This window comes from Mesorhizobium sp. M0001, assembly GCF_040324255.1.
Classification (GTDB): domain Bacteria; phylum Pseudomonadota; class Alphaproteobacteria; order Rhizobiales; family Rhizobiaceae; genus Mesorhizobium.
This window is the reverse complement of sequence record NZ_JAMYVS010000001.1, coordinates 95,990-120,071: the sequence shown is the minus strand read 5'-3', so window position 1 is coordinate 120,071 and position 24,082 is coordinate 95,990. Positions and strand designations below refer to the sequence as shown.

The window sequence follows — 24,082 nt, the reverse complement described above, 5'->3', positions numbered from 1 at the left end:
GTGCCGGAGGAGTTCCTGATTCCGAGCCGGCCGTTACTCCTTTTCGGGACGCTGCGATCCATCTCCGGAGGAGCTTTGACCCGATCACACGTTCCATGGTCCAGACGAGGACCCTCAGGCGCACGCCGGCGCGGAAAAACTGACGGCCAGGAGAGCCGAAACGTGCTGTGCGCCGCAAGCTCTCGCAGGCGATGGCTGCTTCGGCAGATGCAATGCCAGCGCCGGGCGCGCACTATTGTCGGGAGAACTCTTGGTCAAGTATGCGAAGGCCCTCTTCATATTTGGCCGCCGACGCTCCGACCTGCCTCGACTGCCAGATGTTGTCCTCCAGATCGGCGCGTTTTACGGGGAGCGCCACTGGGTTCGACGCAGCCCGCCGGACAAAGGCGAAATACTCCTCATCCGGACTGCGCGACATGGCATCGACCGCCGCGGCAATTGTCGGTCCGAAGCCTGCTTCTTCGAGCTTGGCGCGGGTCCAGCCTTCGCCTTTCTCCAGAACGTCATGAAGGTAGGCAACAGTCTTCTGATCGATTGTCTCGACAGCGTCGACGACACGGCGGCAATGCTCGATATAGGGCCGCCCGGTCTTATCGCGCTGCGACGCGTGAACCTCCTCCGCAATCTTTGCCGCCTGGTAGAAAATGCTCATCGCGCCTGTCCTTACCGTGATTGTCTCTGCCTGATGAAACCTATTCGACGATATGTGGCGTGTGTCGCTTGTCCTCGGCAGGGTCGACATCGATACGGGCCTTTTCCGGATCGAAAGCGCCGTGACCTGCAATAGCCAGAGCGGCCGCATCGGGCGTTTCGTAGGCCCACATGAAATCGTCGGAAGAACTGCCGACGGCGTGGACACGCCAGTAGCTTGCGGTGCCTTTAAGCGGGCACCGGGTGGTGGTGTCGGTCTTTTCGAAAAGATCGAAATAGATGTCCTCGAAGGGGATATAGAAAACGGGCTCGTGCCCGTCTTCACGCAGGACCTTCGCCCGCTCCGTAGCTGCGACGATGGCGTCGGAAAACCGCACCGTCACCGTGCCGGAAAACGGTTCTATGGCCAATCGGCCAAGGTTTTGCTGTGAAGTTGCGCCTGAAGTTTGCATCTGAATTTCTCCCTGGCGATGACCGCAAGATGCCTGGAGACGAAATGCGCGGCGGCGCTTCAGGTTCCGGCATGTCCGATGAAGCTGAATGGCGGGCCGGACTTAAAGCGCCTACCGGTTTCCGTATCCAGCAGTTCTCGTTGGTAAGGCGCGGTGAAATGCTCGTCCAACCCATTCGAAGACTTTGGAAGGACGACACGGTCGTCGCTTCCGTGGAGCGTCAGGGCTGGCACCGAAATGATCTTCGCCGCTACTTGCCGGCGGGCGAGTTCGTGGCTGGAGATGCTCCAGCTGTTTGGCCGTCGTCAGCTGCCGCCTCATGTACGGGCTCCGGGGCGGCCTCAGTTGCTGCCAAGTGGGCCGCAAGGTCCCTATAGACCTTGTCCCTGCCGCCATCGTGTTTAGCGATCAGGCCAAGTAGGTCATGACGGCTTAGCTTTGCAATCTTCATTAGGAATTCGAATTCGTGCTTCGGAATCGAGGCTGCTAGGCGATCGAGTTTGGCCCGCCGGGTCTCTTTGGACACATGTGCTCCTATGTATCCACCCATGCGAGGTACGTACTCGGAGGCCCGCCATTGTCTTGATGGCGGGCCTTCGGGCGGCCGAAGCCGCTAGGTCCATTGGCTACTTGTTGCAATTTTGCACGGTCGAGGTCGTTGCGCCACTTGCAGTGTTGTTATCGATGTCATTGCCTGCGGCGTCCTTGCAACGGTCGGTCATGCCGTTCGATTTTGTAGTCGAGTTTGTGGAATTCGGATCGGTTGGCACGGCCGCATTTCCGCTGCCAGTGCCATTGCCAGCGGCGCCGCCGCTGCCAACAGTTCCAGTACCAGTTCCATTACCCGTGCCAGCCGTGCCGCCAGCACCCGTTCCATTTGTCTGCGCCAGGGCGGAACCGGCCAAGGCAATAGTTAGCACCGACGCGGCTAGAATTTTCTTCAACATTGGAGTCTCCGTGTTTGAATCGCCGAATTGCGATCGCTTTCCCAACGACAGGTTTTTCTCATTGTTCCCGGCGTAATGGATTGTGATCCGCAGCAGCCTTCGTCGAGGTGGATACTCTTGCCGGCGCACGAATTGTGATGAGACCTGACAAGGCAGGATGGGCTTTGTTCAACACCAAAGCGATATGTTGGGCGCGGCTGCATGCATCCGACGCGATCGCGATGCGGAATGTGGGCAAGACGGGTTACAACAGAAGCGGCGATCAGAGCTGCGAGCGAACCGGCCGCCTTGATGTTAATCTGATGGTTGAATCTCAAGACCATTCCGACGCAGGAGCAGAACGCATGCCGGCTCGATCCGAAGGATTTACAATCGCTCTGGCTCACAACGGGGATGCACGAACGCAGGCGGCCGCTGCGCTCTATCGACACAACATCGAACAAACCGGAATCGATGACCGGGCAGTGATCGGCGCGGAGCTTACCGACCCCTCGGAAAAGTTCTGGGGTGGAATTTGGGGCAGAACGGAACTGGGGCTCCTGTTTCTCGACATGTTCTTCTTGCCTGAAAAATTGCGTGGCCGATCCTATGGATCACAGCTTCTTATGGCGATTGAGGAGGAAGCCATTAGGCGTGGATGCAAGAGAGCCGTCGTCGAGACGAGCAGTTTCCAGGCGCCTCAATTTTACCGGCATCATGGGTTTGAGGAATTCGGCAAGGTCGAATTCGTTATTCCAGGACACGCCCGCATCTTCCTTCGCAAGAACCTGCAGTAATCTTTGCGGAGGCGCCATCTGCACGAACGGCTGTTCGCCGGCAAAACGCCGGCGCCTTAGCCCTCCCAGCCGTAGCCATCTACTCCCGAAGGTCCTTTTGCCCTTTCCATCCGGGAAGCTCGGTCATCGGGCATAGCAGCCGCGGTCGCGCCGGATCGGAGATATCGAGTTTATCCCAGGGAATGCGGTACAGGCCGTCGCGGCGGCGCAGCCGAAACAGGTCGAGCATCGCGATGCCGATGGTCGAGGCCGACAGACGCTCGAACGCGGCGTAGATGCCAACGTGGAATTCAGTAACGACGAGCTCGTCGCCACGCTGTTCGGCGAGAATCTCTTCGATGTGACCGATGCTCTTTCCGCGCTGCGAGAGCACGCGTCGCCCGGCAAGATGTTCGAGGTTGACTGTCCTCATCATCACGCTCCTGGGATGCGCCCGATGACATGATCGCGCAACCAGTCCTGCCAGGCGAAAATCGACGTCTCGCCCACCTCGATGTCACATTCGATGTCGAGCCCGTTGTCCTGCACCTTTTTCCACGCAATCCTGTGTGGCACGGCGTGGCGTTTGCCACCCACCCTCGTCGCCAGTTGCGCCATCCATTCCCCGGGCCGCGCGCCAAGGCGGCGCGCCAAAGTGATGGAGCCGAGTTCTATCGCGACAATCCTTGGTGGTTTGCCCCGCCGCAACTCGGCCACCACTCCGTCGACCTTGCCGATCTTGACCCGCCGGCGGTCGAACACCTGCTTGTCCAGGAGATCACGCATCAATTCCATCATGTGCCTCCGAATATCTGCAGCGGAATCGTCACCACGGCGAGCACGAAGGCAAGCGCGATAATGAAGACAACGGCGGCATTCGAAATGATGCCGTTGCGATGTTCGCCGACATAGCGTTCGTCATTCAGCAGGAAGAGAAATGGAACTACCGTCAGCGGAAGGCTCGCCGCCGTTACCGCCATGGAAAAGATGGTCAGCCTCAGTGGGTCGAGGCCAAGCATGATCGGAATGGCGGCCAAAAACAATGATGCCGTATAGACGGCACTGAAGCCCGGATCATCGCGCGGCTTGCGATCCTCGCCCCAGGTCCAGCCAAAGCCCTGTGCCACCAGATATGCCTGTTGCAACCCTACTTCGAGTGCGGCGCCGAAACAGGCAATGGCGAGCGAGGCAACGAATAGAACGAACCCCCAGAAGCCGAATATAGGGATCAGCATCAACGGCAGTTGGTGATAGTCGTCCACCTGGTCGATGCCGCGCGTCGCGAGAACGAGAGCAGCGACGATCAACACGCCGATCGAAATGGTCCCACCGAAGGTCATGCCCAGCCCGGCGATGGCACGATTGGCTCCCAGGTGGCTTTCATCCCATTTGTCCTCGATAGCTCCCGAGGAATAGAACATGAAAAGATAAGGCGATATCGACGCGCCGAGAATGCTGGCCGCCATGAACCAGTAATTGATGGCATCGTGAGCCGGCAGCGAAGGCACGGCGCTGCCAGCGACCGCTGTCCAGTCGGGCTTTAACAACACCGCACCAACCACGAAGCACAGCGTCACGAGGCCGAGGACCGAAACGCCTTTCTCGATAAAGCCAAACGTGCCTTTCCACAGCAGCAGCCATGCCAGCAACGCCACCGGCAGTGCCCACCACTGGAAGCCTATGCCGGTGGCAAGTTCGAGTGCGATGGCCACACCGCCGATCTCAGCGGACAGCACCATGAAATTGACGAGAAGGACGACGAGCAACGGCCATAGGAAGACGTTGAACCCAAATCTTTCACGAATGCCCTCTGAGATCGTGTGATGGCTCATCGCGGCGAACCGACCGGCCATTTCAACCAAAAAGATGATGCATATGGTGCCGAGAACTATGGCCCAGATTAGCTGGAATCCGAAGGCGGCACCCGCCTGCGCCGCCGTAGCCATCGACCCGACTTCGAGGAAACCTCCGACACTGGTGACGACGCCAAGCGATATTTCCAGAAGCTTCTTCACGGCTTTGGTCCGAAAGCGCTGGTGTAAGCGGCGGCGAGCGAGCGCATGGCCGCCCGAAGATCCTGTTGTGCGCTTTCCACCTCAGTGCGATTGTTCACCCGCAATCCCGCCTCGGCATGCGCCACCGCCACCGACAAACTGTTGACTGCTGCCGTCAGTCCTGCTCGCCCGGCTGGTTCAGCGGTCTCGGCCGATCGAATTTGCGCCTCGACATCGGCCAGCGTTTTTCCGACCGAGTGCAGTGCGGCCGTGGCATAGGCGGACGGTGCCGCTCCCTCCACCCAGGCATCCAGCACCATCGATACGGTCTGTGCCGCGGAGGCCGCTGTTCGTGATTGCTGCGCCACCTGATTGGAAGACGAGCATCCGGCCAACCCGGCTAGAATCAGAAGCAAGCACAGGCAGCCAACCGGAAAATGACGGTCGTTATGGGGTACAGCGCGCGTTGGATGCGCCACTCGGATTTCCTCCCCGGCCCGAACCAACTGCGTCCGGCATCAATGATCTAGAGCGCTCGGAGAGCTCGTCAAACGAAACCGACGACGAGCTTGTGAGGTCGGCTAGTCCCACGTAACAAAACGCTCCATCCCGGACAGCCGTGAAAGTGGGGGGGCCCGCGCTTCTCTTTGGCGCGGAGAAGCGCGGGCAGATCGGGCTGAGGGGATGACCCGATCGCGCAGCATCAACATGGGAGGGCAACAACGCTGCACGGTTCGAACTTCCAACTGGGCCACTTGTTCCAACTTCAACTGATCCGTTCTGAGTACTCAATCCATGCGTTCGGGGGGCCTTTTTTGAAGGTAGGCCATCGCGAGTTCTCATGGCGTAGAACGGTTTTTGTCGCAACGGCCCATCCATGAATGCGCGCGACGACCGCGATGACGACCGTCGCCTGACCGTCATGACAGCGCACGATCAATCCAGCCCAAACGCCGCGGAACAATTGTGCCCGCTCGTGGTTCCGATGGCACGAAGATGGAGGATATGATGACGGACGCCAAACTCGCTGTGGTGACCGGCGCCTCGAGTGGCATCGGAAGGGAACTCGCAAAGCTGTGCGCTAAAGACGGTTACGACCTGATCATCGCCGCCGACGAGCCGGCTATCCGGCAGGCGGCAGAGGCACTAGAGACCCACAATGTAACGGTCGAAGCCATTGAGGCCGATCTGGCGACCGTCGAGGGCGCCGATCGGTTGATCTCCCAGATCGGCGATCGCGATATCGACCTGTTGTTTCTCAATGCGGGACGCGGGCTCGGCAACGGCTTCGTCGACCAGGACTGGCGAAAAGTCCGCCGGATCATCGACACCAATGTCACCGGAACGGTCTATCTGGCGCATGAACTCGGCGCCAAGATGGCCCGGCGAGGTCGCGGGCGCATCCTGTTCACCGGGTCGATCGCCGGCTTCATGCCCGGAACATTCCAGGCCGTCTACAACGGCACGAAGGCGTTCATCGATTCCTTCTCGATCGCGCTCCGCCATGAGCTGAAAGATAGCGGCGTGACGGTCACCGTGCTGATGCCTGGCCCCACGCAGACGCGATTCTTCGAGCGCGCTGAAATGATGGATACCAAGGTCGGCTCCGATGAAAAGGACAATCCGGCCGATGTCGCCAAGACGGGTTACGAGGCGATGATGGCCGGTGATGAACAGGTCGTCAGCGGTTGGAAAAACAAGCTGCAGGTCGCCGCCGCGCATGTCACGCCGGCAGCCACTTTGGCCGAACAGCACCGTAGGATGGCCGAGCCGGGGTCGGCGTCCAGCGACTGAGCTGATATTTCGCGTCATCAAACGGGCTGGCATTCGCAGAGACCGCATGTGCTGCGCGAGGCAATCTATCGCTGCCGCAGGGGCGGCACAATCTCGGTTCCCGGCGTCTGTGTTGGCCTGGTCGATCACATCCCGTTTGGCGGCGATGAATGAGGGACCGGCTTTCCGGATGGGCCAGACGCATACGCAACGCTACCTGGAACCTTTATTGGCGATGGTCCAGAACGGCGAAATCGATCCCTCCTTGTGATTACCCACCGGACAGATCTGAAAGCAGGGCCGGATCTCTACAAGACGTTCCGCGACAATCAGGAGGTTGTGTCAAAGTGGTGATGCGGCCTCACGGCCGAGACGGGCAAAGGCGACCCACACCTCACTGCAATCACAAGGGAACATTCGCGTCGACGGCCGGTTAGGTGCCACTTCCGTAACGGTCACCTGCCGTCAAAGCGAGCCCATGATGAACCACGACCAGCATGACAATGTACCAGATGCAGCGCGTAGACTTGTCGTCGGAAGCATGGCAGGAGGAATTCTCGCCGCTTATGCTTCCACGGCGTCAGCCGATACGGGAACAGTGCCTGCTAAAGCAGGCCCTGCGAGTCCGATGCTCAAACAGAATCCGGTGACGCAATATCCCCAGCCGCCGTTCAAGCCACAGGAACAGAAGTGGCCGGGGTTGGCGAGCAAGATGGTGCCGCGCCCGGATCACGGCGAAACGACCTACAAGGGATCAGGCAGGCTTGCCGGTGGCAAAGCGCTGATAACCGGCGGCGATTCCGGTATTGGTCGTGCGACGGCGATTGCATTCGCGCGCGAGCGTGCGGACGTTGCTTTCGGCTACCTCCCCGAAGAACAGGAAGACGCCGACGAACTGGTGGACCTAATAAAAGCGGCAGGTCAAAAGGCTTGCCGGCGATATCCGCAATGAGGCCTTTTGCAGAAAGCTGGCCGATGAAGCAGCAACGCCCCTCGGCGGTCTCGACATCCTGGTCAGCAACGCTGCCCGCTCACTAGAGTCCACGGTCCTCAAAAAGGGGCGCCGAGCTCACCGCTCCTTAGGCGTGGTGGGCTTTCAGACTGTCTACAGGAGGAACCAATGGCTGGCGATGAAATAGAAAGAAGGCGACTGCAGATGTTGATCGAACAATATCTGGAGACCCGTAAGCGACGGCACGATTTCGTGTCGATCGCGAATGCCGAACTCGCGATCAAGGCGGTCATGCCGCATTGCCCGGTGTCAAGCGCAGCGTTGGCAGAAATGATAGCCGCTGGCGCCGTCACTTACGGCCTTGGCGTCCTATTCGACGCGAGGCAAACCGAGGGCGAACTGCCCGTCGTTTGATAGGCTCATCGCCTGACCAATCGTCGCGCGGTCGCCAAGCCCAGCTCTGGAATACGCCAGACCGGGAGCATGTCAATCGTGCCGGCCGGATCGCAGGCACCTGCTGGCGACGCCGTCTCGGGCCTGGACCCGAATGTCGTCGCATATCTGGTGAAAAACCAGTGTCTTTGTCACACGAGAAGTGCGTTACCGGGCTTCTCGTTGGGTTGGCACCGTTCCGCTGTCCTGGCGTCTTGCCAAAGACGTCGGTTGAACACCGAGCATATTTCGCACGGCCTCGACCAGCGCGGCAGCCCACACGGGTTTTGACAGCATCTTGTGATGACGCAAATCCTGCGGAATGTCGGATGTTGTGTACCCACTGACGAAAACAAACGGAATTCCGCGTTGCGCTAGAAGAGGGACAAGGGCAGCGCTGGTCTCGCCGCCGAGACCAATGTCCAGGACCGCGGCAGATATGACTTCACTCTCGATCAGCTTTTTCGCGCGAGCAACGGACGGCACTGGCCCGGCGATGGCGAAGCCGGCCTCTTCCAGAATTGCGCGGTGCTCCTCCGCGACCAGCCATTCATCTTCGACGATAAGGATACGAGATGCAGTCACGTTTCGCTCTCCCGATGATCAAACGGAAACTCAATCCGCAAGCTCAAACCATCGGAACCGAAAGATGTTTCAAAATTTCCGCCAAGCCGATACTCAATTTCGCCCTTCACCAGCGAAAGACCAAATCCCGTCTTCTCAGGCGGACTGACAGCGGGACCGCCGCTTTCTAACCATTCGAGCTGAAAACCGTGATCCGACGCCGACCAAGTCACGGACACCACGCCGTTTGGCACGGACAAGGCGCCATATTTTCCAGCATTCGTGGCAAGTTCATGGATCACCATGCCAAGCGACAGGCCCTGCTGAGGCTTGAGGCGAATGTCCTCGCCTGTGGTGTTGATGCGTTCCAGCCCGAACGGCTCGACTTCCTGCCGCACGATTTCCTCGACCGAGACCTCTTTCCAGCTTTCGCGCGAGAGCACTCCGTAGGCCCGCGCCATGGCGCGCAGGCGACCGATGAGCGCTTCGGCGAAAGCCTCCGAAGAGGGAGCATTTTTCAGGGTCTGACTGGCAATGCTGACCGTAACAGCCAGCATGTTCTTGACCCGATGGTTGAGTTCCGAGATCAATACCCGCTGGTGGGCTTCGGCTTCAGCCATGGTCGTCACATCGACAAAGGTCACCACCACGCCCTGGATTTTCCGCGCGCTGTCGCGGTAGGGGATCAGCCGCACGAGATAGTGGATGCCGTTGCTATCGCGCGGCAGCTGGTGCTCGATCATCTCGCCGGCCCTGAAAACCTGGGCAATATGGTCGCGCAGGTGCGGATAATCGAGCCGGCTGGCAAGATCGGTCAGCGGTCTTCCGATGTCGGTCGGCAGCAAGTTGAAGAACGAAGACGCCGCCGGCGTGAAGCTGCGGATAACCAGCTTGGTATCGAGAAAAACAGTCGCGATCTGTGTGCTCTCGAACAGGTTCTTCAGATCGCTGTTGGCACGATCGAGATCCTCGATCTTGGAAACCAGTTCGGCATTGATGGTGTTCAATTCCTCATTGAGGGACTGCATTTCTTCCTTGGAGGCCTCGAGCTCCTCATTGGAGGACTGGGCCTCTTCGTTGACCGAGACGAGTTCCTCATTGGAAGATTTCAACTCCTCCAACGCGGTCTCATATTCTTCGATCGTCGATTGCAGGCGCTCGCGCGTATCGCGGAGCTCGCGTTCGAAATCAGCAATCCCAGATGCCACCGGCTGTCGAACCTTTAGAGCCTCCAGCCGGGGCTGCGGCTGGCCCACCGGCTCGAACAGGACGAGAAACAGCGGCTCGCCGCTGCCGCGATCAGTCAAGGGCTCGATCGTCAATGTGACGAATTGGACACGATCTTCATCTTCTTCAATGGCTATCGCTTCGCGCACAACCGTGCGCCGGCCCTCGGCGGCTTCCCGCAAAGCGCCGCGCAATTCCAGACGCAGGCCGCTGCGTGCCATTGTGAGCAATTGTCTGCTCGGCACCCCTTGCGGCGGCTCGAGATATTTGCCGGTTCGGACCGAGTAATAGACTACATCTCCATCACCATTGACGACGACGTGAGCCGGAGCGAAGCGTTCGAGAACCTGCGCTTCAACGGTTTGCCTTAGGGAATAAGACAAGCCGCGGCGGGCATGTGTGTCATTGGCGCTGGAAAAGTTGGTTGCAGGCGCAGCATTCAACAAGATCGGCAGCCGCGGCGGCGCCGAATGTTCTCGTGCCTTGAAGATCCGTTGTTTCTTGTCGACCGGTGCAAACAGGTCGGCATGCTGGCTTATGCTTTCGGAGGTGCCAAGGAACAGATAGCCACCGGGCTTCAGCGAATAGTGGAAGGTCGGAATAACCTGCTTTTGCACATCGGGGCCGAAATAGATCAGGAGGTTCCGGCACGACACCATGTCCATGCGCGAGAAGGGTGGATCGCGGATGACGCTGTGCGCCGAGAAGATGCAGAGATCACGTACGCTCTTGCTCAAGATGAAACTTGTGCCGTCATTGCTGAAGAAGCGTTCGCGACGTCCAGGCGAAACGCCCGCAAGCAATGACTCCGGATAGCGCGCCGAACGTGCGATGCCCAGCGCCGCGTCATCGATGTCCGTGGCGAAAATCTGGATGCGCGGCACAGCCGAAAGTGTATCCATATGCTCGCGCATCAGCATTCCGATCGAGAAGACTTCCTCGCCGGTTGCGCAGCCGGGCACCCAGACGCGGATCGTATCGTTGGCGTCCTTGCCTTCGAAAAGTTTGGGGATGACGGTTTCTTCCAGGGTCTTGAAAGCGTCCGTGTCGCGGAAGAAATTTGTCACGTTGATCAGCAGGTCGCGAAACAGCGACCGCACTTCCTCCGCATTTGAACGAAGCAACTCTATATAGGCATCGATCGCGGTGTTCTGCGTTATTTGCATGCGTCGCCTGACGCGACGCAAGAACGTCTTGGCCTTGTAGCCCGAGAAATCATGTCCCGAATGGCTGCGCAGGATCGCGTAGATTTCCTCCTGGCCCTTGCGGAGTTTCAAAGCACTGGCCTTGCCATCGTCAGCTTCAAGCTCGTCGAGCAGTTCAAAGCTGTGGGCAAATTCCATGAGTTTCGCACCCATCTCATCGGCTGGGATGGCGATATCGATCAGACCGGAACTGATCGCGCTGCGCGGCATGTCGGGATTGCTCGGACCCGACTCGTCGGAGAGTTGCGCCAGCGTCAGGCCGCCATTCTCCTTGATTGCCTTGATGCCCAACGTACCGTCGGAATCGCCGCCCGACAGGACGACGCCGACGGCGTATTCGCCCTGATCCTCGGCCAGCGCGCTGAAAAAGATATCGATGGGCTTGCGCTCCCTGGACACCGAATTCGGTTGGCGCAGCTTTAGGCTGGAATTTTCGATGGTGAGGATCGCGTTGTGCGGCATCACGTAGACGGTGTCAGGATGGATACCCATTCCATCTTCAGCGACACGAACCGGAATTCCGGTGTAAAGCGCAATCACTTCGTGCAGCAGACTTTCCCGTTCGGGGCTAAGATGCGTGACGATCACGAACGCCATCCCGCTCGAAGACGGCATCCCGCGAAAAAATCCTTCCATGGCGGCAATGCCGCCCGCAGAGGCGCCAATACCGACTATGGGGAACCTCGGCAGCTTTTGCATCAATTGTCCTGCTTCAGTGAAATGCAACGCGGCAGCGCTGATTTCGATCCAATGTGTAAACCGTTCCTGGTCGAATTCCCATCCCGCACCGCCGATCGCCACGGAACCGATGGACGCGACCGCCGTTTAAAGCCCGGAGGGCTGCTATGTTATTAGGCATGCGAATTCTGCTCGTCGAGGACGAATTCTTGCTGGCAAGCGAACTTGCCTCTTATTTCAGCGATTGTGGGGCGACCGTTTTGGGGCCGGTGTCGTCAGTCAGCCGGGCTCGACGATATATCGATTCAGCGGATGGGGCGGTGCTGGACATCGACCTCAACGGTGAGACAGTTTTTCCCCTCGCCGACGAGCTGACGGACAGAGGCATCCCGTTCGTATTCTTCTCCGGAAACGATCAGATCACCCTGCCGGAGCGGTTCCGATACACCCAAAACCTCTCCAAGCCGGCCGGGTTCAGGACGGTTGCCGGGATCCTCGCCGCGCAATCAACAGCGCTTGGTGAAGACAATGTTTTCCGCGCTCTTCCAAAACTGAGGCTGTCCGCGCGGCTGCTGCTGGGCGACCCACAGGCGGCCGATCGCCTCGTCGAACGGACATTGAAGGCGGCGCTGGAGGAGCGGTTGTCGACGCGGCATGACCTTCCCTTGAGCGAATGGCTCAATACGCTCATGGAGGAGGTGCTCCGCAACGACAGGTCTGGAATCATGAATTAAGATTGTCCGATGGTTTGCCGCAGGCCGCCCTGTCGACCGCCCCCGCTACGGTACCCCTCCCCAAGAGCGCTTCGCTTCGTCTTGCAAATACGGCCGCATTCCTGCTAGAAATCGTCGTGGCCAAACCTCCGCAAACCAAACCTGACTCATTCCGCGATCCTGTTGAGGGCGACGCACTCGCAGCGTTGCTCGACGAAATCGCGGAAGAGGAAACACCTGAACGGCTGTTGAAACTCGCCCTTGAGCTGCAGCAGCAACTGCTGTTGTCAAAGCAGCTGAAAAACCCCAACTGAACGGCCTGCAGCTAGGCATCTTGATTTGCCTCGAGTTCCACGATGGCGTCATCGCCTCGTTCGCCAGACCCCTGGTGCGGTAATCTTTCAGCGCTCGATGTGGGCGAAAGCCAGTCTCAATAGCTCAGCCGTTCTGCGCCCAGAAAGCCCTGATCCCATCATGGCGCCGATGAGACGACCTGGAAAATCAGGGCCGACTTGGGTCGCAGCCCAAGGTCGATCACTGCTGCCCTGGCATCTCGGTATTTTCTTGCGGGTTCTTTTTAACGCCGGGCGCGGGTGATGTCTCGGCGGGGGCATTGCCGCCTTGGTTCTGTTCCGGGGTGCGCTTTACTGGCGATGTCTGCCACGATCCGCCTGAAAGGGGTATGAACACAAAGAAGGCTAGCAGGGCGACGAAGATCACAGCCGCAATGACGACGCCCCACCCGAGTACATTTCGGGTGCCACGCTGTTCTTCCTTCCGGGACACATGCTCCGTCATCACTGGACTCCTTTGTGTCGTTCGATGAGGTACAAATTTATCGTGCAGATCGACCGCACGGTCTGCCCTTCCCCGACGCGTGCCGCCGGCACAGCCGAAGAAGCTGAAGCTAATCTTCTCCACCTTTTCGGCTGCCTGGTTTGGCGGCCCGCTTTGGCGCATTCGGCACTGCCGGTTTCCGCTCGGGTGCAGGCGGATTGATCTCCTCGCGCGCCAAACGGGCTTTGCGCAATCGCGCCGTTTTCTCTTCCCGCGCTTTACGCTCGGCTTCCATTACGCCTTGTGCGTAGAGAGTGGCTCGTGCGTCTCTGTCGTTTGCGGATCCACTGGCCGCCATCGTCAGCCCTCCGCCTTGTAATTTCTTGCTTCCTTCTTGGCGCCGTCTTTGCCGTGCTCGGCTGCAAGCTCTTTGGCCTGCCCGGGTGACACGTCGGTGGCTTCGGCCAACTTGATTGCCTCTTTTCCAGAGAGATCACTGTCCTTTCGCGTGGGGTTCCTTGTCATCGCAGATCTCCTATCAGAGCCCAAACGACCGGACCGGCGGTGTGTTCCGTGGAACCTTCGATAGTCCACCGATTGAGGCGGGCTATCGCGCTTCCGTCAAACGAGCGAAAAGGTTCTGATGCGGACGGACAAGATACACGATCAGCTTCAAGGCCTTTCGAACTGCTAGGCAAGCCGGGTTATGGCCGGGCTATGACCGTGTGGGACGCGTGACACACGGACGGGTTCAGGCATCGATGCCAGGCGCTAGTTCTCGCCCGCGAGCGTGGCGAGAAATGACCGCCGCCATTCTGCTGCGTCATTGTGCGTGATGCGCTTGAGCAGTGCACTATGCCTTGCAATTCTTTCCCCAAGCGGCATCGCGAGCGCTTTTGCGATCGCGTCGGCAACCTCGTCGACCGCATACGGGTTCACGATCAAGGATTCGGCAAGTTCTTCGGCCGCACCTGCAAAACGCGACAATACCAGCACTCCGGGATCGGCTTCGTCCTGCGCGGCTATGTATTCCTTGGCGACGAGGTTCATTCCGTCACGCAGGGGCGTGACCAATCCGACCTGGCTAGCGCGCAACAGGCCAGCAAGCCGAGAGCGTGATACGGCACGGTGGATGTAGCGGATCGGGGTCCAAGCCAAATCCGCGTATCTTCCGTTGATCGCGCCGGCGGTTGCCTCAAGCTGGGCCCGGATGTCGGCATAGGCGCTGACCTCCTCGCGCGTCGGCGACGCAATCTGCAAATAGGTTGCCGCTCGCTCGTGTTCCGGATGCCTTTCCAAAAGACGAGCGAATGCCTGCATGCGGCCGGGGAGACCCTTGGAGTAGTCCAGCCGATCGACGCCGATGATTTGCTTGAGGCCCAGAATCTGGCGGCGCATGGAATCGATCTGCACATCCTCCGCCGCCTCATTGGCCATGCGTGCGATTGAATCGACGTCGATGCCTATCGGAAAACACCTCGATAACACCGTGCGGCCGTTCATCTCAGCCGAACCATTGATATCAAAAGTAGTGGAGTTGGCCGCCTGCACTGAGCGCCGGAAATTCCCCACGTCCGTTTCGGTCTGGAACCCCACGACGTCATATTGAAGCAGATCATCGATGAGTTCTTCATGGTCGGGCGTGGCTACAAACAGGTCGGGCGGCGGGAACGGTATGTGAAGAAAAAACCCGATCCGATTCCGGACTCCCAGCCGCCGCAACTGGGCGGCCAAGGGGATAAGGTGGTAGTCGTGAACCCACACCAGGTCGTCGTTGCCCGACAGCAGTCCTGCGAGCGCCTTCGCGAACCGCGCATTGATCTGCCGGTAGGCGTGTAGAAACTCTGCCCGGTGGTTCACCAGGTCGAGTCGGTAATGAAAAAGCGGCCACAGCGTGCTGTTGGCATAGCCATTGTAATAGAGCGAATACTCCTCATAGGGCAGGGTAAGCGCAGCCGTCTCGATCTTTCCCACGCGTTCCAAGCGGATCAGCGGTTCGTCGCTCGCGGCGTAGTCCTGATACTCAGCGCTTGCTCCTAGCCACAGGCCTCCACGCTCGGCCAACGCATCCCCGATGCCTACAGCAAGTCCGCCGGCTTGCGACAGATCGCGAATGTTCCCCAGCCTGTTCGAGACGACAACCAGACGACGCGGGATGGCGCGATCGCCAGTTAGCTCAGCCTCCCCACCTAAGGCGTCGCGCTCAAGGGGATCACCAACCGTTTGCGAGGCCTCGTTGAAAATTTCATCCGGTCGCTGCAACAAGAGCAAATCCTGAGCGTGAAGATCGCTTGGGGAACGGTCCGCGCGTGCGATTGTTCCCGACGTAAGTGTCCAGCCGGACTCGCTGGATCACATTCTCGGCCCGCTCGGCGCCTTTTTCAGCGGCTCTCGCAGGATCGTCGTCGGACGCACCGGTGATGAGACCCCGATCCAGCACGCCGAGCAGCCGCTTTGGCGACGGCCGGACTTACCGCTTTGGTATTCATGCCGCCGGATCCCCTCATATCAACTCCCCACCTTGGCAAAAGCCCCAACTGACCAAACCGTCAGTCCACCTCGATTACCTTGCGCGTCGGCTTTCGTTGGCGGGGCGGCTGCTTTGCGGCTACGGGCGCGGGCGGGGTCTGCGCTATCGATGCCTCCAACAACTGTCGCTGTTCTCTAAGCCGCGCCGTCTTGGCTTCCCTGGCATGCCGCTCCGCTTCCAACAGCAACTTGGCTTCTCGATCCGCCCTCTCGATCTTTTCCCTGTCGATGCGTCGTGTTTTCAAGGTCGCCTCCTTTGGTCAGACGGCGAACAAAGTGCGGACCTGAAAAAATGTTCCCAACAAATTAAGGCCTGATCTGCCTCAAATGATATTGACGAGCAGCCCGCCGGTTGCGCGCATCTGCGGCTCTGTGACGTCCAAAGGAACTGCTTGCCGTCTGCGGCGTTACGCCACCATGCTGGCCGGAAGATTACCATGGACGACAAACCCCGAACGACGATCAGAAAACCGGCCCGGATTGATCGAGGGCATTGCTTTTGCGGAGCCATCACAGCTGAATTCAGTGGCGATCCCTTTTGGATTTGTTTCGACCACGACGATGACTGCCGACGAGCGATCGGCAGCCCACTGACGATCTGGATTGGCTATCGTCCAGATCAGGTCCATTGGCTCGGCCCAAAACCAAAAACATTCTCGAAAACCAGGGGCGTCGTGCGCTCCTTCTGTTCGGAATGTGGCACCTCGATTGGGTACACCGATGAAGGCTTGCCAAACGAGTTCTACATCTCGATCGGATTCATGGACGCGCCCGAGAAGTTCCATCCCCAAGCCCAGGCCTATTGGGAAATGCGACTGCCGTTCATCAGGATGGATGACGGTTTGCCTCGCGTCGAGGGCTACACCCGAGCGCGCGACCCCGCCCTGGGCAATCCCAGAGACCGGTGAGGCAGGAGGCTGGATCTCGGGCGTCGTACCTGCAAGCCAGCGCCAGGGCTGGCGGAACGCGGCCGAACCATTGAAATGAGAGAGATCTCCAAACGGACAAATGCCCGAAACCAATTTCACCGGCGTGGGTTGAAGATGGACATGGGGGACTTGTTTTCACAGTCTGACGACAAAGAAGCGGATGTTTGAAGGATTCAAGCTAGAGACTGTGGATCTGCCCGAGTCCTCACTGCGAGTCAGGTATGGAGGTTCAGGCCCGCCGCTTCTTTTGCTGCATGGCCATCCTCGGACGCACGTTACCTGGCACCGGGTAGCCCCACTTCTCGCCGCCGACCACACAGTTGTCTGCCCCGATCTGAGGGGCTTTGGCCAGTCCTCGGTACCGGCGGACGCCGTGGATCATGCTGGATCCTCCAAGCGTGCCAAGGCCAGGGACTGCATTGCTCTCATGGGACATCTCGGCTTTCGCCGGTTTGCCATCGCAGGCCATGACCGCGGCAGCTACACAGCGTTCCGAACAGCCATGGATCACCCGCCGGCGATCAGCCATCTGATCGTCATGGACAGCGTCCCTATCCTGGAAGCCCTCGAACGCTGCGACGCCCGCTTTGCGAAGCTCTGGTGGCATTGGTTCTTTTTCGCACAGCCGGACAAGCCCGAACGCGCAATTATGGCCGATCCTGACGCATGGTATGGCGGCTCAGCCGAGTCCATGGGGGCTGAGGCCTATGTCGACTACAAGGACGCAATCCACGATCCGAATGTTGTTCACGGCATGCTTGAAGACTATCGGGCAGGTCTGGCCATCGACCAATTGCACGATGCCGACGACAGGAAAGCTGGTCGCCGGGTCGCGTGCCCGACCTTGGCGCTTTGGTCCGCCCGCGATGACCTTGAGGCACTCTACGGCAACGTGCTCGATGTTTGGCGACCCTGGACCACCGAACTGAAGGGCCAACCGATCGAAAGCGGACATCATATGGCCGAAGAAGCAGCCGACGCGGTAGCCGCAGCTGTCATGGCGTTCTTGCGCGAACCGACGTCGTCATGCGGCGAGCTTTGCTGAACCAATCCGTTTGATGGCACTGCTGATCGACCGTTCGCCATCATCGTAGTCAGCCCAGGCGACGGTCTTTTTCAGGTGGCCCGGGACCGTGCGAACGGTGTATTTTTTCGGATCGAGATCCGCCTTCACCTGACTCCAAGTCAGCGGCATGGATACAGTCGCGCCTTCCCTGGCGCGAGGGGAGAGAGGGGCGACGGCTGTCGCCATGCGATCATTCCTGAGATAGTCGAGAAAAATCCGGGATGTCCGCAGCTTCTTGGCCATGTTGACGAGGTAGAGATCCGGGCTATCTGCCGCCATCTGGATGCAGACGGCCTTTGCGAAGGCCTTGGCCTCGGCCCATGTCGTCTTGCTGCGTTCGGCCGCCAATGGCGTCACGACATGCAAGCCTTTGCCGCCCGTGGTTTTGCAGAAGCTCACCAAGCCCAGATCTTCGAGACGATCGCGCATTTCCTTGGCTGCCGCGACCACCTTCGCAAAAGGGACTTCCGGACCGGGGTCAAGGTCGAAGACAAGTCGGCCAGGTATTTCGGGATGACCCGGCTGGCAGTTCCAGGGGTGAAGCTCAAGGCCGCCTATCTGGGCGATCGCGGCCAGACCCTCGACGCGGTCGATTTGCAGATACGGTTTGTGGTCGCCGAAGACTTTCACCAGTTCCAGCAGATTGGATGTGCCTGGCATTGCGTGGCGCTGGAAAAACTGCTCGCCGGCGTAGCCATCCGGCGCGCGCACGAGTGAACAGGGACGACCTTTGATATGTCTGATCATCCAGGGGCCAACGGTCTCGAAATATTCTGCAAGATCGAGCTTGTCGACGGGCTGACCGTCGCCGGCATTCGGCCAAAGCGGCTTGTCCGGCTTGGAAATGATGACGCCCATGACAACCGGGCTTTTTCCTGTCTTGCCAGTCACCTTGGCAGGGTCGGCAATCGGCGTCTCTTGAGGATCGGCTGGACGCTCGGCCTCGACGTCTTTTGCGGGCTTGTCTTCACGCAGGCCTTTGAAGGCGGCCTGCCTGATATTGCCACCCCCGGTCCAGCCGGCGAACTCGATTTCCGCGACCAATTCCGGCTTCGTCCAGAAGACGGTTGAATTCCTTTTCGGTGCGCCATCGCCGGTAAACGGCGACGTCGCGGCTTTCATCTCCTGCAGCCTCGGCATCAGCTGCTTGACCTTTGCCTCGCTGAATCCGGTCCCCACACGGCCGATATAGGCGAAATGTTCACCGCGATTGACGCCGACGAGCAATGACCGGAATTTGCCGTTGGTCGTCGACCAGCCGCCGATGACCACCTCATGCCCGGCGCGGCATTTCGATTTTGCCCAGGTGTCCGTCCTCCCCGAAACATAGGTTGCATCGGCCTTTTTGGAGACAATCCCCTCAAGCGAAAGGCGACAGGCAGAACGCAGCACCGCGTCGCCGCCATTGCTGAAGTGCTCGACATAGCGGATGAGATTTTGCGCGCCGCGATCGACTTCGCCGAGCATCTCGCTCAGACGTTCCTTCCGTTGTGAGAGAGGCATCTTTCGCAGATCGACGCCATTTGCGAAGAGCAGGTCAAAAGCAAAGTAGATCAGGTCTTTCGTCCGGCGCTCCGACAGCGCCGCCTGCAGTGCGGCAAAATCGGGCGCGCCGTTCTCGTCAAGCGCTACGATTTCGCCGTCGATGATGACGTTGGGGAGGCTGGCGGCCTCCTTTGCGATGGCGCCAAATTTCTCCGTCCAGTCAAGACCCTTGCGGGTCTTAAGGGCGATGTCCTTGTCTTCCACGCGCAACTGGACGCGATAACCGTCAAACTTGATTTCGTGAACCCAGTTCGTCCCGGCCGGCGGCCGGGAAAGCGTTGCACAAAGCTGTGGTGGGATGAAGTCGGGCATCTTCGCCGCTGAGGCAGGACCGGCTCGCTTCGGCCGCGGAGCAGGCTTTGCCGACCTAGCGGCGCGCTTGTCGGCCGCATGGCCGCGCTTGCTGTCCCAAACGGCATCCGCATCGGCCAACGATGAACCTTTCATCATGAACGGCTTCGGACCTGCCCCCTTCCCCGCTGCAATCCTCTCCATGCTCCGACCCGAGGCGACGGATCGATCCTGAGCCAGCACCGCATCGCCATTGCCCTCTGTCGCGTATTTGTCGCGGTGTTTGATCAGCAGCCAGTTGGTCCGCTTCCCGCCATTGCGGTCATGCTTCATGCGCACTAGGACGAAACTTCCATGCAGGCGCTTGCCCTGCAGCGTGAATTTCAGGTCGCCTTTTTCCAACGCCTTTTCGGGAGACATGGCGCCTTCCGGTTCCCAATATCCGCGATCCCACAACTGCACCGTGCCGCCACCATATTGTCCTTTGGGAATCGTGCCTTCGAAGTCGCCGTACTCCAGCGGGTGATCCTCAACCTCCACGGCAAGTCGTTTGTCGTGAGGATCCAGTGATGGACCTTTGGTCACAGCCCATGATTTGAAGACCCCGCCAAGCTCGAGGCGAAGATCATAGTGCAGCCGCGTGGCCGCGTGTTTTTGGATGACGAACCGGAGTCGGTTCGAACCCGCAATCGAGCTTTCGCCGCTGGGCTCTTTCGTCTTCGCGAAATCCCTTTTGGCCCGGTAGGTTGAAAGCTCGCCCGTTTTCATGGAAGTGCCCCGACTAATGACGCAACGCCGGGACTCAACGCAGTGGGTGAGATTTGGTTCGGTTCATAGCCGAGACGACGCCGATGCTGCTTTTCCGCTTCAGAGTGGCATCGGCGTCAAATGAGGCCTTCACGGAGACTCCAGGTGTCGTCACCGCTGACGTTAAGGTTCCTTGGTTTGCCCAACCATTTTTGCAAGCTCTGAAAATGGTGGGATGTCCAGTTCGCCTTGCGCGTTGTTCGCGATCTGCAGAAGCCGGATCGGGAAGCAGATCGCGTCACGGTTGGCCGGTGACATGTCTTCGTAGGTCCGCTCGTCACCTGTCATGGACGCCTCTGCCTTTCGCAGGGCGGTATCGATCTCGTCAATTGACAGCAGACCTTTGTGAACGAGCAGGTTGTTGATTGACGCGACCGCCATCATCAACCCTTCAAGCTGAAGATTGGCAACGTTCATGGCTTGACCGCGTTTCCGCCGCCCGGCCTCGCCGGGGCGTTCTGGCCATCGGATTGGTGCGTCTTGTCATCCACCTCATTGACTGGCCGCGTCAGACCGACCCCACTCTTGGGTTTCTTGTTGCCGGCCGCATCCTGAGAGAACGCATCCGAAGGATCAGGACCTGTTCTAGCCGGGTACTTCGTTGCGCCGGTCTCGCGACGGTTTTCATTATCAGGCATTTTTGATCACTCCAATCGGATGACCGATAACCATTACGAGCCCGGCGAGTTCCGGCGCCGCATGGAACATTTCTGGCCGTTCGTGCAGAGACAAGCGGGCGTGTCTCTGCAATCGCGCCTCGCGCACTGGCGGCAGGTCTCGCTTTCGTTGCCGACAGCACTAGGTTGCTCGTTGAGGTAAAAGGAATTCCCCATGCGGGTGGCACGCGAAGCCTGGGTTCTTGGCAAGGAGAGCATCCTCGGATTCATCAACGACAATGCCCTCAGCCACGGTGCGGCGATGGCGTTCTATGCCGTTACGTCCCTGGCCCCGATCTTGTTGATCGTTGTTGCGATTGCTGGACTTGTCTTTGGGCATGAAGCAGCTCAACTCGCTCTGTCGGCCGAAATCGCAGGCGTGATGGGATCGCAAACCGGCGACCTTCTGCGCAGCACCATCGAAAGCGCTTCTCACAGAACCGCCGGCACTCTTGCCACCTTGGTGGGCATCGTCACCCTCTTCGTGACAGCCTCCGGGGTGTTTGGCGAAATGCAGCTTTCGCTCAACACAATCTGGAAGATTGACCCACCACCCATGTCTGTGTCGCGATTGGTGCGGGCGCGGGCGGCCAGCCTGGGCCTGGTTGCGGCGTTGGGATTTCTACTGCTTGTGTCGTTGGCGGCAAGCGCCGCCATTTCCGCGCTTGGCGCTGTCATCAACGCCCATCTGCCGTTCGGCACGATCATTCTCGCGTCGATAAACGGCGTTGTATCCTTCGTGCTGATTTCCGCTCTGTTTGCCGCGATCTTCAAGATCCTGCCGGACCGGTCGCTCGCTTGGCGCGATGTCGCAATTGGCGCGGCAGTGACCGCTTTGCTCTTCACCATCGGCAAGTCGCTGATTGGCTGGTATATCGGAACCAGCGCGATCGCATCCTCCTATGGCGCGGCGGGTGCACTGCTGGTCGTGCTGCTTTGGGTTTACTATTCGTCTGAGATCTTCCTGCTCGGCGCCGAGTTCACGCGGGCCTATTCCGTCCGTCTCGGCAGTCGGTCCGACCTTCAACCGATAGTGGAGGCAGAGAGCCCGTCGCGACAGACATCGAACCCTGGGCCAACTATCCAACGCGAGGTGCAAGCCTGGATTGTGATCACGGGTTTGCTGACCTTCGTGGCGACACGGGTCTGGCCATCGCGGCGATCTTAGCTGCTTCCCACCAATTCTGTTTCTTTGGAACGCAACCCGGACACCGGAATTGCATAGGAACAGGAGGTTGCCCATGCCAAAATTTCGCTTTGAGACGACAGTATCCGGCCAGACTACTGCTTTCCAGGAAGAGCTAGCGAGTGCGGAGATGGCCAGTCCAAGAGCAATAGAGATGGCGCGCGTAGCGGTGGCGGCGGAACCTGGGTCAGGAACCAAGCAATCGGGATCGACTATCAAGGTCTACGATGAAGCCGGATATCTGGTCGCCACAGTCAATTTTTCCGACGTGTTGCCGAGTGATCCGGACGCCGGACAGCATGGGACTGGCGACGCGGTTGTCGAAGAACCGGGTGTGATGCGGTCTGGCTGACCCGTGGTAGATCAGGGTTTCACGTTTCGCTCACGCGATCCCCGGCAGGGCAATTTGCTGAGATCGCGAGGTCCTCGGCCATCGTCGGATGCTAGAGCTGAGATTCGATCGGGAGGTGACGGACGAAGACCGCCAGGATACGGCGAAAAAATCCGGCTTCTGGTTCATGCGTATAGTCCTGAATCTTGCCTTCGCCGCATCCATGCCAATGCAGGACATTGTGTTTCAGTTCGAGCCGATAGCTTGTTTCCGGAGATATTTCCGATTGGAATCGATGCCGCAACTCGGCGACCAATTTCGGATCCTCAAACAGCACGCCCATTTCCGAGTTCAAGGACACTGACCGTGGATCGAAATTGAAGGAACCGACGAAGCCGATATTGTCGTCGACGGTGAAAGCTTTCGTATGCAGACTGGCGCCCTTCGAGCCAAACACCGAGATTGCCGAGCGCCGGTTGAACGGCTGAAGCTCGAAAATATTGACGCCATTCCTCAGCAGCCGCTTGCGATAATTTGCGTAAGCGCCATGGACTGCGGCGACGTCCGTGGCGGCCAGGGAATTGGTCAGAACCGAAACGTCAACACCGGCGCCGACAAGGTCCAGCAAGATCGCTGTGCCCCTTTTGCCGGGGATGAAATAGGGCGACACAATTTCCAGACACCCGCGCGTGGATTGGATGATCGGACGCAGCTCTTTCATAAGCCAGCTGCGACGTCTCCAACCACGAACCTTCTCCGGCGGATCGGAAATGACCCGCACGCCATCCACCCAATGAACGTCGTTGCTGGCCGCAATAAACTCCGTGATCGAGCCCCGGTTGCCGATGCCGTTCAAGAATTTGGGATCGGGGCCGGTATCGCTTCCTTCAAGCCATTTGGCATGCTCATGCTCAGCCACTGATCCCAAGGTTTTGATTGGCTTGGCTTCATTGCAAGCCCAGAAGGCATCGAATATCGCCGCGGTTTGCCGTACCGCAGGCCCCAGGAGCAGCAGATCGAGGTCCCGGAAATTGGTTTCTGCCGCATCGAAATAGGCATCGCCAACATTCCGACCGCCGACAATGGCAAATTTGTCGTCAACGATCCAAGCCTTGTTGTGCATCCGTCGTGTCAATGCAAAGAGCCGCAACAGCACTTCCACACCACGCATGATCCGGCCGCGCCTGATACCGCTCGGATTGAACAACTTCAATTCGATGTTTGGATGGTTGTTCAGCGCCAGATATGCCGCATCATTTTTACGCGGATTGACGTCGTCAAGGAGCATGCGCACCCGAACACCGCGCTCAGCAGCTCGAAAAACCTCGCGAAGCAGCAAGCGGCCGGTGTGGTCATCATGCCAAAGGTAATACATCAGGTCGAGGCTGCGCTCAGCGCTCCTTGCCGCCAGCACGCGCACGGCGAAAGCGTCATAATTGTCCGAGACAAGCAGCAAGCCGCTCTTGCCGGCCTTGATGTTGTGGTCTGCGGTTCGCGAAACCGATACGTCCATGAAAATTGCCACCTTTGGACGGCGCTCGCGCCATCCCGCTCAAATCATAGCTAGAACCATTCTGAGGTATTCTGGTTGCATACGCAGCGTCCAATCACCCAATTCCTGG

Annotated in this window: 25 protein-coding genes and 1 pseudogene; 10 read left to right on the top strand and 16 right to left on the bottom strand. The window is 59.0% G+C overall.

All coding sequences use genetic code 11. The features are described from left to right. Nucleotides 1-232: 232 nt before the first annotated feature. The 3 genes from NKK50_RS00610 to NKK50_RS00600 form a co-directional block, all read right to left on the bottom strand. Nucleotides 233-652, bottom strand: a complete 420-nt coding sequence (locus NKK50_RS00610; protein WP_023744501.1) for an HD domain-containing protein — start codon at nucleotides 650-652, stop codon at nucleotides 233-235. Between the two features lie 40 nt (nucleotides 653-692). Then, the gene (locus NKK50_RS00605) at nucleotides 693-1,103 is read right to left on the bottom strand and encodes a DUF427 domain-containing protein (RefSeq protein WP_023704637.1); all 411 of its coding nucleotides are present in this window, start codon (nucleotides 1,101-1,103) and stop codon (nucleotides 693-695) included. Between the two features lie 626 nt (nucleotides 1,104-1,729). Beyond that, nucleotides 1,730-2,050: a hypothetical protein gene (locus tag NKK50_RS00600; protein ID WP_031195797.1), complete on the bottom strand. Its 321-nt coding sequence runs from the start codon at nucleotides 2,048-2,050 to the stop codon at nucleotides 1,730-1,732. A gap of 164 nt (nucleotides 2,051-2,214) precedes the next feature. Here NKK50_RS00600 and NKK50_RS00595 point away from each other — a divergent pair, with 164 nt between their 5' ends. After that, complete coding sequence (locus NKK50_RS00595; RefSeq protein ID WP_023833971.1) at nucleotides 2,215-2,826, top strand: GNAT family N-acetyltransferase; 612 nt, start codon at nucleotides 2,215-2,217, stop codon at nucleotides 2,824-2,826. A gap of 79 nt (nucleotides 2,827-2,905) precedes the next feature. Here the strand turns inward: NKK50_RS00595 and NKK50_RS00590 are convergent, their stop codons facing one another. From NKK50_RS00590 to NKK50_RS00575, 4 genes are read right to left on the bottom strand one after another with little or no spacing between them, the layout of a single operon-like run. Next, nucleotides 2,906-3,238, bottom strand: coding sequence for a hypothetical protein (locus NKK50_RS00590; protein ID WP_023681169.1), 333 nt, complete (start codon nucleotides 3,236-3,238; stop codon nucleotides 2,906-2,908). A 2-nt stretch (nucleotides 3,239-3,240) separates the two neighbouring features. Then, nucleotides 3,241-3,603 (bottom strand): hypothetical protein, encoded by a 363-nt coding sequence (locus NKK50_RS00585; protein ID WP_245260609.1) that lies wholly within the window; start codon nucleotides 3,601-3,603, stop codon nucleotides 3,241-3,243. Further along, nucleotides 3,600-4,820: an NRAMP family divalent metal transporter gene (locus tag NKK50_RS00580; protein ID WP_023681168.1), complete on the bottom strand. Its 1,221-nt coding sequence runs from the start codon at nucleotides 4,818-4,820 to the stop codon at nucleotides 3,600-3,602. The genes NKK50_RS00585 and NKK50_RS00580 overlap by 4 nt, the downstream gene beginning before the upstream one ends. Beyond that, a complete protein-coding gene (locus NKK50_RS00575; RefSeq protein ID WP_050586847.1) occupies nucleotides 4,817-5,278 on the bottom strand; it encodes a hypothetical protein in 462 nt (153 codons plus the stop codon). The genes NKK50_RS00580 and NKK50_RS00575 overlap by 4 nt, the downstream gene beginning before the upstream one ends. A 529-nt stretch (nucleotides 5,279-5,807) precedes the next feature. On the opposite strand from NKK50_RS00575, the gene NKK50_RS00570 reads away from it, so the two are divergent. From NKK50_RS00570 to NKK50_RS00560, 3 genes and pseudogenes are all read left to right on the top strand, one after another. Next, nucleotides 5,808-6,593, top strand: a complete 786-nt coding sequence (locus NKK50_RS00570; RefSeq protein ID WP_023736051.1) for an SDR family NAD(P)-dependent oxidoreductase — start codon at nucleotides 5,808-5,810, stop codon at nucleotides 6,591-6,593. A 607-nt stretch (nucleotides 6,594-7,200) separates the two neighbouring features. Then, nucleotides 7,201-7,603 (top strand): annotated as a pseudogene (locus NKK50_RS00565) (SDR family NAD(P)-dependent oxidoreductase); the annotation flags it as partial. An 89-nt stretch (nucleotides 7,604-7,692) separates the two neighbouring features. After that, nucleotides 7,693-7,938 carry a hypothetical protein gene (locus NKK50_RS00560; protein WP_023687844.1) on the top strand — a complete coding sequence of 82 codons (246 nt, stop codon included), beginning with the start codon at nucleotides 7,693-7,695 and terminating at the stop codon, nucleotides 7,936-7,938. Between the two features lie 186 nt (nucleotides 7,939-8,124). Here NKK50_RS00560 and NKK50_RS00555 read toward each other — a convergent pair whose 3' ends face one another. Continuing rightward, complete coding sequence (locus NKK50_RS00555; RefSeq protein WP_081726066.1) at nucleotides 8,125-8,541, bottom strand: response regulator; 417 nt, start codon at nucleotides 8,539-8,541, stop codon at nucleotides 8,125-8,127. After that, the gene (locus NKK50_RS00550) at nucleotides 8,538-11,651 is read right to left on the bottom strand and encodes a CheR family methyltransferase (protein ID WP_023729494.1); all 3,114 of its coding nucleotides are present in this window, start codon (nucleotides 11,649-11,651) and stop codon (nucleotides 8,538-8,540) included. The genes NKK50_RS00555 and NKK50_RS00550 overlap by 4 nt, the downstream gene beginning before the upstream one ends. 158 nt (nucleotides 11,652-11,809) lie before the next feature. Here NKK50_RS00550 and NKK50_RS00545 point away from each other — a divergent pair, with 158 nt between their 5' ends. Beyond that, nucleotides 11,810-12,364, top strand: coding sequence for a response regulator (locus NKK50_RS00545; protein ID WP_050588792.1), 555 nt, complete (start codon nucleotides 11,810-11,812; stop codon nucleotides 12,362-12,364). 2 nt (nucleotides 12,365-12,366) lie between these two features. Continuing rightward, complete coding sequence (locus tag NKK50_RS00540) at nucleotides 12,367-12,657, top strand: hypothetical protein (protein ID WP_031204075.1); 291 nt, start codon at nucleotides 12,367-12,369, stop codon at nucleotides 12,655-12,657. A gap of 220 nt (nucleotides 12,658-12,877) precedes the next feature. Here the strand turns inward: NKK50_RS00540 and NKK50_RS00535 are convergent, their stop codons facing one another. From NKK50_RS00535 to NKK50_RS00525, 3 genes are all read right to left on the bottom strand, one after another. Then, on the bottom strand, nucleotides 12,878-13,141 hold the full coding sequence (locus NKK50_RS00535) for a hypothetical protein (protein WP_023681159.1): 264 nt from the start codon (nucleotides 13,139-13,141) through the stop codon (nucleotides 12,878-12,880). A gap of 750 nt (nucleotides 13,142-13,891) precedes the next feature. Continuing rightward, nucleotides 13,892-15,385 carry an alpha,alpha-trehalose-phosphate synthase (UDP-forming) gene (locus tag NKK50_RS00530; RefSeq protein WP_352543010.1) on the bottom strand — a complete coding sequence of 498 codons (1,494 nt, stop codon included), beginning with the start codon at nucleotides 15,383-15,385 and terminating at the stop codon, nucleotides 13,892-13,894. A gap of 284 nt (nucleotides 15,386-15,669) precedes the next feature. Continuing rightward, on the bottom strand, nucleotides 15,670-15,894 hold the full coding sequence (locus tag NKK50_RS00525; RefSeq protein WP_023668054.1) for a hypothetical protein: 225 nt from the start codon (nucleotides 15,892-15,894) through the stop codon (nucleotides 15,670-15,672). 192 nt (nucleotides 15,895-16,086) lie between these two features. Here NKK50_RS00525 and NKK50_RS00520 point away from each other — a divergent pair, with 192 nt between their 5' ends. Together NKK50_RS00520 and NKK50_RS00515 are read left to right on the top strand one after the other, a co-directional pair. Continuing rightward, nucleotides 16,087-16,557, top strand: coding sequence for a GFA family protein (locus NKK50_RS00520; RefSeq protein WP_023729497.1), 471 nt, complete (start codon nucleotides 16,087-16,089; stop codon nucleotides 16,555-16,557). Between the two features lie 181 nt (nucleotides 16,558-16,738). Then, nucleotides 16,739-17,623: an alpha/beta fold hydrolase gene (locus tag NKK50_RS00515; protein WP_023733190.1), complete on the top strand. Its 885-nt coding sequence runs from the start codon at nucleotides 16,739-16,741 to the stop codon at nucleotides 17,621-17,623. On the opposite strand, the gene ligD is transcribed toward NKK50_RS00515, so the two are convergent. From ligD to NKK50_RS00500, 3 genes are all read right to left on the bottom strand, one after another. Beyond that, nucleotides 17,603-20,248, bottom strand: coding sequence for a DNA ligase D (gene ligD / locus NKK50_RS00510; protein ID WP_352543009.1), 2,646 nt, complete (start codon nucleotides 20,246-20,248; stop codon nucleotides 17,603-17,605). The two genes, NKK50_RS00515 and ligD, sit on opposite strands and share 21 nt — an antisense overlap. A gap of 162 nt (nucleotides 20,249-20,410) precedes the next feature. Further along, nucleotides 20,411-20,704, bottom strand: coding sequence for a hypothetical protein (locus NKK50_RS00505; protein ID WP_023687836.1), 294 nt, complete (start codon nucleotides 20,702-20,704; stop codon nucleotides 20,411-20,413). Beyond that, a complete protein-coding gene (locus tag NKK50_RS00500; protein ID WP_352543008.1) occupies nucleotides 20,701-20,925 on the bottom strand; it encodes a hypothetical protein in 225 nt (74 codons plus the stop codon). The genes NKK50_RS00505 and NKK50_RS00500 overlap by 4 nt, the downstream gene beginning before the upstream one ends. 193 nt (nucleotides 20,926-21,118) lie before the next feature. Between NKK50_RS00500 and NKK50_RS00495 the strand changes: the two genes are divergently transcribed. Then, a complete protein-coding gene (locus tag NKK50_RS00495) occupies nucleotides 21,119-22,111 on the top strand; it encodes a YihY/virulence factor BrkB family protein (protein ID WP_023752157.1) in 993 nt (330 codons plus the stop codon). A gap of 73 nt (nucleotides 22,112-22,184) precedes the next feature. Next, nucleotides 22,185-22,481, top strand: a complete 297-nt coding sequence (locus NKK50_RS00490) for a hypothetical protein (RefSeq protein WP_023752158.1) — start codon at nucleotides 22,185-22,187, stop codon at nucleotides 22,479-22,481. Nucleotides 22,482-22,572: 91 nt separating this feature from the next. On the opposite strand, the gene NKK50_RS00485 is transcribed toward NKK50_RS00490, so the two are convergent. Further along, entirely contained in the window at nucleotides 22,573-23,973 is a 1,401-nt protein-coding gene (locus tag NKK50_RS00485; protein WP_023752159.1) for a phospholipase D family protein, read from the bottom strand. Between the last annotated feature and the right edge of the window lie 109 nt (nucleotides 23,974-24,082).

Excerpts from the sequence above, each read along its gene's own strand:
- NKK50_RS00495 (WP_023752157.1), top strand. The coding sequence starts at position 21,119 with ATGCGGGTGGCACGCGAAGCCTGGGTTCTTGGCAAGGAGAGCATCCTC.
- ligD (WP_352543009.1), bottom strand. The coding sequence starts at position 20,248 with ATGAAAACGGGCGAGCTTTCAACCTACCGGGCCAAAAGGGATTTCGCG.
- NKK50_RS00505 (WP_023687836.1), bottom strand. The coding sequence starts at position 20,704 with ATGAACGTTGCCAATCTTCAGCTTGAAGGGTTGATGATGGCGGTCGCG.
- NKK50_RS00535 (WP_023681159.1), bottom strand. The coding sequence starts at position 13,141 with ATGACGGAGCATGTGTCCCGGAAGGAAGAACAGCGTGGCACCCGAAAT.
- NKK50_RS00520 (WP_023729497.1), top strand. The coding sequence starts at position 16,087 with ATGGACGACAAACCCCGAACGACGATCAGAAAACCGGCCCGGATTGAT.
- NKK50_RS00605 (WP_023704637.1), bottom strand. The coding sequence starts at position 1,103 with ATGCAAACTTCAGGCGCAACTTCACAGCAAAACCTTGGCCGATTGGCC.
- NKK50_RS00485 (WP_023752159.1), bottom strand. The coding sequence starts at position 23,973 with ATGGACGTATCGGTTTCGCGAACCGCAGACCACAACATCAAGGCCGGC.
- NKK50_RS00515 (WP_023733190.1), top strand. The coding sequence starts at position 16,739 with ATGTTTGAAGGATTCAAGCTAGAGACTGTGGATCTGCCCGAGTCCTCA.
- NKK50_RS00590 (WP_023681169.1), bottom strand. The coding sequence starts at position 3,238 with ATGAGGACAGTCAACCTCGAACATCTTGCCGGGCGACGCGTGCTCTCG.
- NKK50_RS00570 (WP_023736051.1), top strand. The coding sequence starts at position 5,808 with ATGACGGACGCCAAACTCGCTGTGGTGACCGGCGCCTCGAGTGGCATC.
- NKK50_RS00560 (WP_023687844.1), top strand. The coding sequence starts at position 7,693 with ATGGCTGGCGATGAAATAGAAAGAAGGCGACTGCAGATGTTGATCGAA.
- NKK50_RS00545 (WP_050588792.1), top strand. The coding sequence starts at position 11,810 with ATGCGAATTCTGCTCGTCGAGGACGAATTCTTGCTGGCAAGCGAACTT.
- NKK50_RS00500 (WP_352543008.1), bottom strand. The coding sequence starts at position 20,925 with ATGCCTGATAATGAAAACCGTCGCGAGACCGGCGCAACGAAGTACCCG.
- NKK50_RS00550 (WP_023729494.1), bottom strand. The coding sequence starts at position 11,651 with ATGCAAAAGCTGCCGAGGTTCCCCATAGTCGGTATTGGCGCCTCTGCG.
- NKK50_RS00600 (WP_031195797.1), bottom strand. The coding sequence starts at position 2,050 with ATGTTGAAGAAAATTCTAGCCGCGTCGGTGCTAACTATTGCCTTGGCC.
- NKK50_RS00585 (WP_245260609.1), bottom strand. The coding sequence starts at position 3,603 with ATGATGGAATTGATGCGTGATCTCCTGGACAAGCAGGTGTTCGACCGC.
- NKK50_RS00610 (WP_023744501.1), bottom strand. The coding sequence starts at position 652 with ATGAGCATTTTCTACCAGGCGGCAAAGATTGCGGAGGAGGTTCACGCG.
- NKK50_RS00490 (WP_023752158.1), top strand. The coding sequence starts at position 22,185 with ATGCCAAAATTTCGCTTTGAGACGACAGTATCCGGCCAGACTACTGCT.